General features: G+C 61.4%; 14 protein-coding genes. 7 read left to right on the top strand and 7 right to left on the bottom strand.

Going from position 1 to position 12,285, the window contains the following annotated elements:
* Together AC1DYX_RS20085 and AC1DYX_RS20080 are read right to left on the bottom strand one after the other, a co-directional pair.
* On the bottom strand, positions 1-992 hold a 992-nt coding region (locus AC1DYX_RS20085), incomplete at its 3' end, for a CHASE3 domain-containing protein (protein ID WP_477262043.1).
* A 101-nt stretch (positions 993-1,093) separates the two neighbouring features.
* Positions 1,094-1,408, bottom strand: a complete 315-nt coding sequence (locus tag AC1DYX_RS20080) for a YkgJ family cysteine cluster protein (protein ID WP_477262041.1) — start codon at positions 1,406-1,408, stop codon at positions 1,094-1,096.
* Positions 1,409-2,622: 1,214 nt separating this feature from the next.
* On the opposite strand from AC1DYX_RS20080, the gene AC1DYX_RS20075 reads away from it, so the two are divergent.
* The 5 genes from AC1DYX_RS20075 (at position 2,623) to AC1DYX_RS20055 (ending at position 5,683) form a co-directional block, all read left to right on the top strand.
* Complete coding sequence (locus AC1DYX_RS20075) at positions 2,623-3,114, top strand: hypothetical protein (protein WP_477262039.1); 492 nt, start codon at positions 2,623-2,625, stop codon at positions 3,112-3,114.
* Between the two features lie 12 nt (positions 3,115-3,126).
* The gene (locus tag AC1DYX_RS20070; protein WP_477262037.1) at positions 3,127-3,417 is read left to right on the top strand and encodes a hypothetical protein; all 291 of its coding nucleotides are present in this window, start codon (positions 3,127-3,129) and stop codon (positions 3,415-3,417) included.
* Positions 3,418-3,434: 17 nt separating this feature from the next.
* Positions 3,435-3,818 (top strand): hypothetical protein, encoded by a 384-nt coding sequence (locus tag AC1DYX_RS20065; protein ID WP_477262035.1) that lies wholly within the window; start codon positions 3,435-3,437, stop codon positions 3,816-3,818.
* An 89-nt stretch (positions 3,819-3,907) separates the two neighbouring features.
* Entirely contained in the window at positions 3,908-4,753 is an 846-nt protein-coding gene (locus AC1DYX_RS20060; protein ID WP_477262033.1) for a tetratricopeptide repeat protein, read from the top strand.
* A 171-nt stretch (positions 4,754-4,924) separates the two neighbouring features.
* A complete protein-coding gene (locus AC1DYX_RS20055; RefSeq protein WP_477262031.1) occupies positions 4,925-5,683 on the top strand; it encodes a YceI family protein in 759 nt (252 codons plus the stop codon).
* Positions 5,684-5,754: 71 nt separating this feature from the next.
* Here AC1DYX_RS20055 and AC1DYX_RS20050 read toward each other — a convergent pair whose 3' ends face one another.
* From AC1DYX_RS20050 to AC1DYX_RS20030, 5 genes are all read right to left on the bottom strand, one after another.
* Positions 5,755-6,987, bottom strand: a complete 1,233-nt coding sequence (locus tag AC1DYX_RS20050; RefSeq protein WP_477262029.1) for an argininosuccinate synthase — start codon at positions 6,985-6,987, stop codon at positions 5,755-5,757.
* Positions 6,988-7,080: 93 nt separating this feature from the next.
* Entirely contained in the window at positions 7,081-8,013 is a 933-nt protein-coding gene (argF, locus tag AC1DYX_RS20045) for an ornithine carbamoyltransferase (protein ID WP_477262027.1), read from the bottom strand.
* 88 nt (positions 8,014-8,101) lie between these two features.
* Positions 8,102-9,010: a ribosome small subunit-dependent GTPase A gene (rsgA, locus tag AC1DYX_RS20040; protein ID WP_477262025.1), complete on the bottom strand. Its 909-nt coding sequence runs from the start codon at positions 9,008-9,010 to the stop codon at positions 8,102-8,104.
* The gene (locus AC1DYX_RS20035; RefSeq protein WP_477262023.1) at positions 9,007-9,339 is read right to left on the bottom strand and encodes a 4a-hydroxytetrahydrobiopterin dehydratase; all 333 of its coding nucleotides are present in this window, start codon (positions 9,337-9,339) and stop codon (positions 9,007-9,009) included. Before AC1DYX_RS20035 ends, rsgA begins: the two co-directional genes overlap by 4 nt.
* Positions 9,336-10,601: a M48 family metallopeptidase gene (locus AC1DYX_RS20030; protein WP_477262021.1), complete on the bottom strand. Its 1,266-nt coding sequence runs from the start codon at positions 10,599-10,601 to the stop codon at positions 9,336-9,338. The genes AC1DYX_RS20035 and AC1DYX_RS20030 overlap by 4 nt, the downstream gene beginning before the upstream one ends.
* Positions 10,602-10,743: 142 nt before the next feature.
* On the opposite strand from AC1DYX_RS20030, the gene orn reads away from it, so the two are divergent.
* On the top strand, positions 10,744-11,322 hold the full coding sequence (gene orn, locus AC1DYX_RS20025; RefSeq protein ID WP_477262019.1) for an oligoribonuclease: 579 nt from the start codon (positions 10,744-10,746) through the stop codon (positions 11,320-11,322).
* 72 nt (positions 11,323-11,394) lie between these two features.
* Positions 11,395-12,285, top strand: an 891-nt coding sequence (locus AC1DYX_RS20020) for a GAF domain-containing protein (protein ID WP_477262017.1), incomplete at its 3' end; no start/stop codon positions are given.

The raw sequence follows: 12,285 nt of genomic DNA, 5'->3' as shown, positions 1-12,285 counted from the left end.
CCCGCACGCTGCACATTGTTCAGCAGGCTGCGCAGGTTGCCGAACATCGTGGACAGGCCTTCGCCCAGGCGGCCGATGGCATCCTCGCCGCGGATGGTGACGGTACCCGTCAGGTCACCGCGCGCGCCCCTGGAGACGACGTCCAGCAGCGCATCGACCTTGGCGCGTAGCTCGTTCGTGGCGGCCAGCTCCTTGGCCTGGCCGTCTTCGATGGACTGGGCCATGCGGTTGAATTCCATCGCCACCTGTCCCAGTTCGTCGCGCGCCAGGACTTCGGCGCGGGCGCCGTGCACGCCGCTGGCGATCTGGCCGGTCGCCTGCATCAGGCTGTCCAGCGGGCGCGACACGGCGCGCACAAGCAGCGTCGCGATCAGGATTGCGAGCAGCACGCATGTCACGCCGCCTGCCGTCAGCAGCCAGTTCATGGTCTGGCGCAGGTCGTCCGTGTTTTTCTGGCGCATGCCCAGCAGATGGTTTTCTTCGGCTTCCGCTTCGTTCAACACCTGGCGCACGGCGGCCACGCTGCCGGAACCGGCCAGCACGGTGGCTTCCGTCTGGGTCGACACGTTCAGCGCTCCGGACGCGCCGACACGGCGGCGCGCCTCCAGCTGCGGCGCGACCGACTGGTCCATCCATGTCTGCATCAGGCTGTCGAGCCGGCGCAGGCGGTCCTGCTGCTGGGCGTTGTCGTCCGTGAGCGTCTGGGCGCGTTTGACGTGCGCGCGCGCCTGCGTGAACTCGTCGCGGATCGGCGTGACGAGGTTCTCGTTGCCCGTCAACAGATAGCCCCGCGCGGAGGACTGGACTTGCAGCACCGACGTGGCGATCTGGTCGAGTTCCAGCAAGACCTCCAGCGTGTGGTGGTTCCGCTCGTTTGCCTCGGACAGGCGGGCGAAATTATGAAAGGCGAGTATCAGCAGGAACAGGATGATCGCGACGATGGCCCCGAAGCCCGCGATCAGTTTGTTCCTGAGGCTCAGATTGTGAAACATGCGCGCTCCGTGTATCAGGGAAACGTGTTAAATGTAACATTTTTAACAGCCGTATATATGGCTGGGTGTACTGATGCAACGGTGCGGCCCGGCCGGTGTGTTCAGGACAGGACAGGCAGGCCGTGGTGCGCACGTGCGCGCAGGCATTTGTCGTCGCCGATCTGGACTTCGCGGCAGGGCTCGGGCCGCTGTTCGTACACCGTGCAGGCAATCGAACTGCCGGGCTCGCCGCGCAGGGCGGCGCACCGCGGCGCGTTCGCATTCGTGCCCGCCATGCAGGAGACATGGGCATTCACCCGCTCGGTGAGCGCGGGCGGCAGGCCGCGCTCGTCCGCTTCGGCCCAATAGAAGGAAACGCGGTAGGTCATGCAGCAGGCGCCGCAGGACAGGCAGGGATTGTCGCTGTTGTCGGTCATGGTGTCGGCTTACGAAGACGCGATGGTAACAAGGCGGCGGCCAGCTGAAAAGCCTTTGCTTGTTACCTGGGCAAGAAGGGACGTACACTGGGTATTGACGATGGGCGAATATCCGCCAGCATCGGCCCCCTGGAATGCATATCGCCGGAGACCCAATGAGAAATGACGCGGCAGGTAAAAGCTCGGACGCATGATGAATCAACGTCGACTTCTTCAGCTTCTGCCTGGAATCGTGGTCGGTATTGCGTTCGACGCATTTGCGCAGACGCCTCCCCCAGCCAGCCCGTTTGACGCGATCACCTGGAAGGCGACCATGAAACGATTGCCTTTCCTGGGTGTACAAATGGGAACGCTCCCCGTTGGATTTGAAAAGACGACCCTGGATGACGTTCGCCGCGCTGCCTCCGTGGGCGGCATTGCGCATCGAGGCGATGCCGGCGAAAGCGTTTACTGGCTTTGTTATACAAGTCGGGCAAAACGGGCGTCGAGAGAATCTGGGTGGTTTCCCATGGCGAGATGGGCGGTCCTGAGCATTACGTTACGGACATCAGTGCGGAACTCATTCCGAACGGGAGGGCAACGGTTGATTGTCCGGCGTTGCCCGGCAATCTCAAGCCGCTGTCACTGGATAACCACGTATGGCTCGGTACATCGAAAAGGGCGGCAACGTCCAGGCTCGGTGTGTTCTCCGTTCAGAGGGGCGCTTGGCGGTCCTATGATTTTCAAGGCAAGGTGCCGGGCAACTGTAAAGGCGGAGGCTTTGACCTGTCAGCCTCGATACTGTTGCGTTTTCAACATGATCGCGTCGATTCGCTGCGCGCTGGACAGGTTACGAGTTGCTAGCTGAAAGTATGAAACGGACGTCGAGCAGGTCGCAGCGTTAAAGCAACTTTCGACTTTTTGCTCCGGACTGCGTTCAATCCTCATGCATCAGTTCTCGATCCATTGGCAGGACTGGGGGACTTCCTGTGGGCCACAAGCGGGTCTCGTCTGCCTTTGAATCGCGTCCCTGCTACGCTGACGCGGATCAGTCGGATAGATGCCTCTAGTAGCGCCGTCCAGTACCGAAAGGTTTATGTGCCGATCCGCGGCTTGTATGCTCGCACTGTCTAGGATTTAAGGGCATAATTTCCGAAAAGAAACGCCGAATGCACTTTCGTAGCTTTGGGTGCAGGCGGGAATCGTGACCCGTAAGCCGTGGAGCTGAAAATAAAATGACTTCTTCGATTTGGAAAGCGATATGTGTGCTCGGCTTTATGTCGCGTTTTGTTTCCGGTATGGCGGCGACGGAAAAGCCGGGATTGTCCGACTGGTACTCATGTACCGAGCGGGCCGCCGAAACCGATGAGGCAAAACAGGCAGAGGAGCGGGGTGGGCGTTTTGGTTATGAAGAGTTCGTGATCGAGAAGTGTGGATTCCGACCAGTTTCGACATCGAAGAACGGACGGATCGCCCTCTCAGTCGAAGACTGCGAGACATTATATCGTTGGAGCAAACGAGGCGATTGTGATCCGAAAGATTTCTCGTCGAGCCAGGCTGTGGTTGTCAAGCAACTGAACCCTAAGGTGTTCAATCTGAAAAAATTTTCTGAGTGGTGTAATGCGACTAATCTGGCCGACAAGGGCGAAGATTTTTCAACGTTCAGCCTGCAGGTATGTCAAACCTCTGCGCGGGCCAAACCGACCAGGGAGCGATTGAATAAGTAGCCGAATGAACCAATGAAGCCCAACCTGTTTATTCTTATGCTTGCGTTGGGAGCGAGTTCGGTCGCGCTCGCCGGATTCAACGAGGGCTTGGCTTCTGTTAAATCTGGTGATTATGCCCGGGCACTCAGGGAATGGGAGTCCTTGGCAAGCACGTGCGGCGCAGGAGCTGAACATCTGCACGATCGCCCTAGCGCATCAGAATTATTGCGAATAAGAATGATTCGGGTTATCTTGTCTTGGTTGGCGGCACCCAATAGTTATTATGGAACCTTAACTTCATCAATTTTGGCGACAGCAGGCTAAGCATACATGGAAGTCGAATGAAGAAAACGATACTAATATTCGCATTGCTCAACTGCGTCTCAACATCTTATGCCGGTGTGAATCTGGACGGCGAATATCTTTGTGCTAACTGTTATGKATATCTTGCAATCAAAGCAAACGGCGACAGCACGTATAAGGTTTCGCTCAAAGTGGGTGGGGGAAGTTGTGGAGGATTGGTCTACGCAGAAAATAATGTGGCGCATTTAACGGGAAATAAGTTCATCCTGAAGTGGAAGCTCAAGGGAAAGTCATGTAAGACACAGATTGCCATCGACGGCAACAACGCTTCCGTGAGCGATAGCTGCATGAAGCCTGAGGATGAGGAAGACTCGACATGTGCAGTGCTCGGCGACTATACGAAACGCGGGTCTGTGAAATAATTTGATTTCTGCCGACTGGCCAAGCCGCGAGCTGTTGGCGAAACGCGGGTGCCCCTATCTCTACAAAATTCCACCATTCGAACGAACAAATGAAGTCCAACCTGTTTATTCTTGCGCTTGCGTTGGGAGCAAGTCCGGTCGCGCTCGCCGAATTCAACGATGCCCTGGGTGCTGTTAAATCTGGTGATTATGCCCGGGCACTCAGGGAATGGGAGCCCTTGGCAAAACAGGGACACGCTGAAGCCCAACTTAATCTTGGAATTATGTTCGACAGGGGTGAGGGTGTACCGCAGGATTTCAAGCAGGCGGTAGCCTGGTATCGCAAGGCCGCTGAGCAAGGATACGCTCGAGCTCAATGCGCCATGGGCGTGATGTACGAGAACGGACGGGGCGTATTGCAGAACGATGAGGAGGCCGTCACATGGTATCGTAAGGCGGCTGAGCAAGGGGATGCTCAAGCGCTGTATAACTTGGGCATTATGTACCGAACCGGGCGCGGGGTGTCTCAGGATTTCAGGCAGGCATTTGACCTGTATCGCAAGGCCGCCGAGCGCGGATACGCCCATGCCCAATACAACCTGGCCAGCTTTTATCAAAGCGGCCTCGCCGGTCCGAAGAATCCGGAGCAGGCGGTTTATTGGTTTCGCAAAGCTGCTGAGCAGGGCTATGTCAAGGCTCAATATAATCTGGCCGTTGTATATGCGAACGGCATAGTGGTGCCGCAGGACTACAGCCAAGCTGTAATGTGGTACCGTAAGGCCGCTCTGCAAGGAAGCGCGTTCGCACAAGATAATCTCGGTAATATGTATGACCGCGGCCACGGGGTAGCAAAAAACCGCGTGGCGGCTTACGCGCTCTTTAGTCTCGCAGCTTCCAATGACAGCCTGGGGCAAACCAACGCGATCAGGAATCGCGATATGATTTCCGCGAAATGAGCGGCCAAGAAATCAATGCTGGGAAAAATCTGACCCAAGAGCTGGCCAAGAGTGGCAATTTTCTTGCCACATTGGATAGTTATACCAAATAGCCGAAAACGGCGGAGAGAAAGATTGCCTGACTGCTGGGGGAATATGGAAATGACACGTCAAACACTCAGCTGCATGCGGATGGCAGCATGCTTCAGTGTAATCGGCGCTCGGACTGCTGTCCGGCGCCGCAAGGCGAATGACATCACGGCAAAATCTTCGCTCCTTCCATTACTGGTACTGCTGACCGCCTGCGGCCAGCCGCTGGCGCCACCGACGCCGACGCCCAACCCGGTCGCAGGTCCGGATACATATCGCGCGCCGCCAGCCGCCGGCGAAGCCATCTACGCAATCGACCCGGCCGCCTCGCTGCTGGCCGTCACGGTCCGCCGCGCTGGCCTGATGGCGCGGCTCGGGCACGATCACGTGGTGGCCAGCCACACGCTGGCGGGGCAGGCGGCGCCCGGCCTGGGCCGCGCCGACATGTCGTTTCGCGTGGACCAGCTGACCGTCGACGAACCGCAACTGCTGCGCGACGCCGGCATCGACACGCGGCCGTCGCCCGAGGCCGTCGAGGGCACGCGCAACAACATGCTCGGTCCGGTGCTCGACGCGCAGCATTACCCGGTGGTGACCTTGCACGCGCAACGCCCGGTCGATGGCAATGGCCCGTTGCGCGTCGCCGTCACGTTGCACGGCGTCACGCGCTGGATGGACTTGCCTGCCGCGGTCCAGGTCGATGCAGCCCAGGTGACCGCGGAAGGTACCGCGCGCCTGAAACAGACCGATTTCGGCATCACGCCGTTCTCGGTGGGGGGCGGGCTACTGGCGGTGGACGACGAACTGGTCGTGCGTTACCGGATCGTCGCGCGGCCCTGGCACCCACCCGGTGCCGGGTGACGGCTCCAGCCATCGAAAAACAAAAAGCCGCCGGCCCGCGAGGACCGGCGGCTCACGCATGACGCGCGATATTACTGGCCGCGCTTGGCGCGTGCCTTCGCCGCGATGCGCATGCGCAGCGCGTTCAGCTTGATGAAGCCGCCGGCGTCGGCCTGGTTGTAGGCGCCGCCGTCTTCGTCGAAGGTGGCGATGTTCATGTCGAACAGCGAATCCGTCTTCGAATCGCGCGACACGACGATCACATTGCCCTTGTACAGCTTGACGCGGACCCAGCCGTTCACGCTCTTCTGGGTGTGGTCGATCAGCGTCTGCAGCGCGACGCGTTCCGGTGCCCACCAGTAGCCGTTATAGATCAGCGACGCGTAGCGCGGCATCAGGTCGTCCTTCAGGTGCGCCACTTCGCGGTCCAGCGTGATCGATTCGATGGCGCGGTGCGCGCGCAGCATGATGGTGCCGCCCGGCGTTTCATAGCAGCCGCGCGACTTCATGCCGACGTAGCGGTTTTCCACCAGGTCCAGGCGGCCGATGCCGTGCTTGCCGCCCAGGCGGTTCAGCTCGGTCAGCACCTGGGCCGGGGTCAGCTGCTTGCCGTTCAGGGCCACGATGTCGCCGTTCTGGAATTCGATGTCCAGGTATTCCGGTGCATCCGGTGCCGCTTCCGGCGACACGGTCCAGCGCCACATCGATTCCTCGGCTTCCGCGCTCGGGTTTTCCAGGTGGCGGCCTTCGAACGAGATGTGCAGCAGGTTGGCGTCCATCGAGTACGGTGCGCCGCCGTTCTTGTGCTTCATGTCGATGTCGATGCCGGCGTCTTCCGCGTACTTCAGCAGTTTTTCACGCGACAGCAGGTCCCACTCGCGCCACGGGGCGATGATCTTGACGTCCGGCTTCAGCGCGTAGGCACCCAGCTCGAAACGGACCTGGTCGTTGCCCTTGCCGGTCGCGCCGTGCGACACGGCGTCGGCGCCGGTCTCGTTGGCGATCTCGATCAGGCGCTTGGCGATCAGCGGACGCGCGATCGACGTGCCCAGCAGGTATTCGCCTTCGTACACGGTGTTGGCGCGGAACATCGGGAACACGAAGTCGCGCACGAATTCTTCGCGCACGTCGTCGATGTAGATGTTTTCCGGCTTGATGCCGAACTTCAGTGCCTTGGCGCGCGCCGGTTCCAGCTCTTCACCCTGGCCCAGGTCGGCGGTGAAGGTGACGATTTCGCACTTGTAGTTATCCTGCAGCCATTTGAGGATGACGGAGGTGTCGAGGCCGCCCGAATAGGCGAGGACTACTTTTTTAATGTCGCTCATGGAAGTTCCAGTGATGTCAGATGTGGAGGGGATGATGGTCAGCCGGCCCTCAGCGGGCCGACGATCAGGCTCAATGGTTGCGGGATGGTGGCGTTATTTGTTTTCGATGCGGCCCAGCAGCRGGTATTCGATCAGCGCCTTTTGCACGTGYAGGCGGTTCTCGGCCTCGTCCCAGACGACGGATTGCGGACCGTCGATGACGCCGGCCGACACTTCCTCGCCGCGGTGCGCGGGCAGGCAGTGCATGAACAGGGCGTCGCTGCTTGCACGCGCCATCTTCGCTTCGTCGACGATGAAGCCGTCGAATGCCTTCAGGCGCTCGGCGTTTTCCTTTTCGTAGCCCATGCTCGTCCACACGTCGGTGTTGACGAGATGCGCGCCGGCGCACGCGTCGGACGGGTTCTCGAAGAAGGTGTAGTTCTTCGTGGTGACCAGCTTCGGATCCATGTCGTAGCCCTTCGGCGTCGACACGTTCAGGTGGAAGCCGAACACTTCCGCCGCCTGCAGCCAGGAGTACAGCATGTTGTTGGCGTCGCCGACCCAGGCCACCGTCTTGCCGACGATGGAACCGCGGTGCTCGTAATACGTGAAGATATCGGCCAGCACCTGGCAGGGGTGGTGTTCATTGGTCAGGCCATTGATCACCGGCACGCGCGAATTCGCGGCGAAGCGCTCGATGATGTCCTGGCCGAACGTGCGGATCATGATGATATCGCACATGCGCGACATCACCTGGCCGGCGTCCTCGACGGGCTCGCCGCGGCCCAGCTGGCTGTCGCGCGTGTTCAGGTAGATCGCGGCGCCACCGAGCTGGTGCATGCCGGCCTCGAACGACAGGCGCGTACGCGTGGAATTCTTTTCGAACACCATGACCAGCGTGCGGTCGATCAGCGGGTGGTAGATCTCGTAGTTCTTGAACTTGCGCTTGATGACGGTTGCGCGCTCGATCAGGTACTCGAACTCGTCGCGGGTGAAGTCGGAGAACTGCAGGAAGTGCTTGATGTTGGTGGGAGTCGTGCCAGCCATTTTTGTGTCTGAGATACGATAATCTCTTGGATTATAAGCGGTTTTGCTTGTCACTCGGGAAATTTGCTGCGGAGATCGGCCAGTGTTGTCAGTACAGCGTCTGCGCCGACTCGTGCAGCAGCTGCCCGTACAGCTCGTGGCGCAGCTGCGCGATCTTCCCATCCGCGACGGCCTGCAGCACGGCGCACTGCGGCTCCGCCAGATGACGGCAGTTGTAGTACTTGCAACCGCCCAGGTAGGACTTGAACTCGACGAACGCCCGTTCCAGCATGCCTTCCGTCAGGTGGTACAGGCCGAATTCCTGGAAGCCCGGCGAGTCGATCAGCGTGCCGCCGCCGGGCAGCTTGTACAAACGGGTAAACGTCGTCGTGTGCTTGCCGGTGTCCAGCGCTTCGGAAATCTCGCGCACGGCGATGTCTGCATCCGGCACCAGCAGGTTCACCAGCGACGACTTGCCCATGCCCGACTGGCCGATCAGGATCGACGACTGGTCCATCAGCAGCGGCTGCAGGGTGGCGATCGTCTCGTCGGGATGCGTCTTGGCCGATACTTCGTGCAGCGGATAGCCGAGGTTCGTGTACAGGCCCGCCCGTTCGCGCGCGCGGGCGAGGTTCGTCTCCAGGTCGACCTTGTTCAGGATGAGGTGCGCAGCTATCCCGGCCGCCTCGCAGGCGACGAGGGCGCGCGAGACGAGGTCGTCGGCAAAGCTGGGTTCCGTCGCGATGACGATGAACAGCCGTGTGATGTTCGCGGCCAGCAGCTTGCTCTTGTACTGGTCGGAGCGGTACAGCAGGGTGGTGCGCTCGGCGATCTTTTCGATGACGGCCTGGTCGTTCGACGTGCGCTTCAGGTGCACGATGTCGCCCACGGCGACGTTCGTCTTTTTTCCGCGCGTGACGCATTGCAGGAAGTCGCCCTCGACGTCGGCCAAATAATGACGGCCGTGGGCGGCGACGATGGTGCCCGTCAACTCACTGGCCTTATTCTGTTTACTCATGCGCCGGCCCGTCCCGCGTACAGTGCGTCGGCCCTGGCCGCGCAAATGAAGTCGTTGTCGGACAGGCGGTTGCCGGCCGAATGCGTCGTCCACGCCGCCTTGCAGCGGCGGTAGCCGACGGTCAGGTCGGGATGATGGTCTTCGCGGTGGATCATGAAGGCGAGGGCGTTCACGAATTCCATCGTCTCGTGAAAGTCACGGAACACGAACTCCCGCTCGAGGCGGTCCCCCGTGATCTTCCAGTCCGGCACTTCGGGCAACAGGGCCTGGATGGCGGCGTCGTCCAGCGCGCCCGCGCCGTGCGTGCAATGGCGGTCGACGAGGCTCATGCCACCCCCGCCAGGCGCAGTTGCCGGATGCGTACGGAGGCCGGCGGGTGCGAATCGTAGAACGCCGAGTGGATCGGGTCCGGCGTCAGGGTGGAGGCATTGTCCTCGTACATCTTGACGAGGGCGGAGACGAGGTCGCGCGCATCGCTGTGGCTGGCGGCGAAGGCGTCCGCCTCGAACTCGTGCTTGCGCGACGTGATCGACGTGAGCGGCGAGAACGGGAACGTGAACACCGGGAGCGCGAGCGAGAACAGCAGCAGGGCCATCGCATCGTTGGCCTGGCCCAGCAGCGGCAGCACGCCCAGGCCCGTGTAGAACCAGACCTGCGTCTTGAGCCAGCCCAGCAGGGCGAGGAAGGCCAGCGACAGCGCGAACAACACGGCGATGCGCTTGACGATGTGCTTCAGCTTGAAGTGGCCCAGCTCGTGCGCCAGCACGGCCTCGATCTCCGGCGGCGCCAGGCGCGACAGCAGGGTGTCGAAGAACACGATGCGTTTATTTGCACCGAAGCCGGAGAAATACGCGTTGCCGTGCGCGGAGCGCTTGCTGCCGTCCATCACGAACAGGCCCTTCGATGCGAAGCCGACGCGCGCCATCAAGGCCTCGATGCGGTCCTTCAGCTTGTCGTCCGCGAGCGGCGTGAACTTGTTGAACAGCGGCGCGATGACGGTCGGGTACAACACCATCATCAGCAACTGGAAGCCGCTCCACACGAGCCAGGCGTACAACCACCACAGGGCGCCCGTCCGGTCCATCAAGGTGAGCACGACCCACACCAGCGGCAGGCCGATGACGGCGCCGATGAGGCCGCCCTTGACGGCGTCGGCGATCCACAGGCCGAGCGTCATCTTGTTAAAGCCGAAGCGTTCTTCCAGCACGAACTGGCGGTACCAGGAAAACGGCAGGTCGAGCGCACCGGAGACGATGGCGAACGCGACGATCAACAGGATCTGGTGCGCCATACCCGGGCCGGCAACGTGCAGCAGCGCCGTCGACAGCGCCTGCAATCCGCCCAGCAGGGTGAAGCCGGTCAGCACGAGCGTATTCCACAGCGCGGCCCACAGGCCGAAGCGGGTCTTGGCGACCGTGTAGTCGGCCGCCTTCTGGTGTGCGGACAGCGGGATCTTTTCCGCGAATTCGGCCGGGACGGCGGCGCGGTGCCGCAGCACGTGGCGGATATGCCGCCTGGCCAGCCAGTAGCGCAGGCCGAGCGTGAGCAGGAGAAAAACGACGAACGAAACCGAAAACGCGGATGAAAGCATGCGGTGCCTGTGAGAAAATCCAACTTTCGGGGTCAGAGCACGAATTTTACGCCCGTGCTCTGACCCCGCAGATCATATTCGGGGTCAGAGCACGAATTTCATGGTTGTGCTCTGACCCCGCTGACTTAGCAAAGAGAGAATTATGTCACAAGCCAACGCTACCGAAGCAGCGACCCCACGCCCGAACGAGTTCAACCTGGTCTGGATCGACATGGAAATGACCGGCCTGGACCCGGACAACGACCGCATCATCGAAGTTGCCGCCGTCGTCACGGACGCCAACCTGAACGTGCTGGCCGAAGGTCCCGTGATCGCCGTCCACCAGAGCGACGCGACGCTGGACAAGATGGATGCCTGGAACAAGGGGACGCACGGCCGCTCCGGCCTGATCGACCGCGTCAAGGCGTCGACGATCAACGAAGCCCAGGCCGAGGAACAGCTGATCGCCTTCCTGAAGCAGTGGGTGCCGGCAAATAAATCGCCGATGTGCGGCAACTCGATTTGCCAGGACCGCCGTTTCATGGCGCGCGGCATGCCGAAGCTGGAAGCGTTCTTCCATTACCGTAACCTGGATGTGTCGACCTTGAAGGAGCTGTGCCGCCGCTGGAAGCCGGAACTGGCTGGCGGTTTCAAGAAGGCGCAGAAGCATACGGCGCTGGCCGATATCATCGAATCCATCGAAGAACTGCGCTACTACCGCGAGCATTTCATTAAACTGTAAAACAACGTGGCAGCCCCGACACGAAGTTGCAATCGTGCATGGGGCCGCCACGAAGGTATGCGAGAATCGGCCATGGCTGACATTCTGCGTACCATCGCCGGTCTCGGCGAAGCGAGCGACGTCCGGCGCCTCCTGCGCGAGACGGACTGGGGCATGTCGCCGCTTGGTCCGCCGGATGGCTGGCCGCCCGAACTGGTCACTGCCTTCTCGATGGCCGGCAGCTCGGCGTTCCCAATGTTCATCGCCTGGGGCGCCGAGCTGCGCTTCCTGTACAACGACGCCTACATCCCCATCCTCGGCGACAAGCACCCGGCCGCGTTCGGCGCGTCGTTTCAGCAGGTCTGGGCCGAGATCTGGCCCGAGCTCGTGCCCATCGTCGACCGCGCGCTGTCCAACAAGTCCGCCTATTTCGAAGACCTGCCGCTCGTGATCGAGCGCAAAGGCTTTCGCGAACAGACCTGGTTTACCTTTTCGTATTCGCCGCTGCACGACGGCCACGGCCGCGTGGCCGGCATGTATTGCACGTGCATCGAGACGACGGCCCGTGTGCAGGCCGAGCGCCGCGCCGCGTTCGAACTGACGGTGGCCGACGCCCTGCGCCCGCTGGCGTCGGGCGACGACGCCATCCGCACCGGCTGCATGCTGCTGGGACTGGAACTGGGCATGGCACGCGTGCTGTACGGCGAGGTCGACGACCCGCTCGACACGTTCTTCGTCCCGCGCGACTGGAGCCGGCGCGGCCTGCCCGGCGTGGCCGGCAATACCTTTGCCATCGACGCCTTCGGTCCCGAACTGGGGCGTGCCGGCCGCGCCGGCGACATCGTCGCATTGGCCGACTTGCTGACCGACCCGCGCACGGCCGCGCGCCACGGCGCCTATGCCGCGCTCGGCGTGCAGGCCTGCCTGATGGTGCCGCTGGTCAAGGAGGGGCGGCTGCTGGCCTTCCTCGGACTCGGCCTGGAC

It is taken from the genome of Massilia sp. P2_C2 (assembly GCF_056404615.1).
This window is presented reverse-complemented; position numbering and strand designations above follow the sequence as displayed.

What these genes read in the sequence shown, in the direction of transcription:
- AC1DYX_RS20050 (WP_477262029.1), bottom strand. Translation starts at nt 6,987, where the DNA reads ATGAGCGACATTAAAAAAGTAGTCCTCGCCTATTCGGGCGGCCTCGAC.
- AC1DYX_RS20060 (WP_477262033.1), top strand. Translation starts at nt 3,908, where the DNA reads ATGAAGTCCAACCTGTTTATTCTTGCGCTTGCGTTGGGAGCAAGTCCG.
- AC1DYX_RS20035 (WP_477262023.1), bottom strand. Translation starts at nt 9,339, where the DNA reads ATGAGCCTCGTCGACCGCCATTGCACGCACGGCGCGGGCGCGCTGGAC.
- rsgA (WP_477262025.1), bottom strand. Translation starts at nt 9,010, where the DNA reads ATGAGTAAACAGAATAAGGCCAGTGAGTTGACGGGCACCATCGTCGCC.
- AC1DYX_RS20080 (WP_477262041.1), bottom strand. Translation starts at nt 1,408, where the DNA reads ATGACCGACAACAGCGACAATCCCTGCCTGTCCTGCGGCGCCTGCTGC.
- AC1DYX_RS20070 (WP_477262037.1), top strand. Translation starts at nt 3,127, where the DNA reads ATGAAGCCCAACCTGTTTATTCTTATGCTTGCGTTGGGAGCGAGTTCG.
- AC1DYX_RS20075 (WP_477262039.1), top strand. Translation starts at nt 2,623, where the DNA reads ATGACTTCTTCGATTTGGAAAGCGATATGTGTGCTCGGCTTTATGTCG.
- orn (WP_477262019.1), top strand. Translation starts at nt 10,744, where the DNA reads ATGTCACAAGCCAACGCTACCGAAGCAGCGACCCCACGCCCGAACGAG.
- AC1DYX_RS20030 (WP_477262021.1), bottom strand. Translation starts at nt 10,601, where the DNA reads ATGCTTTCATCCGCGTTTTCGGTTTCGTTCGTCGTTTTTCTCCTGCTC.
- AC1DYX_RS20055 (WP_477262031.1), top strand. Translation starts at nt 4,925, where the DNA reads ATGGCAGCATGCTTCAGTGTAATCGGCGCTCGGACTGCTGTCCGGCGC.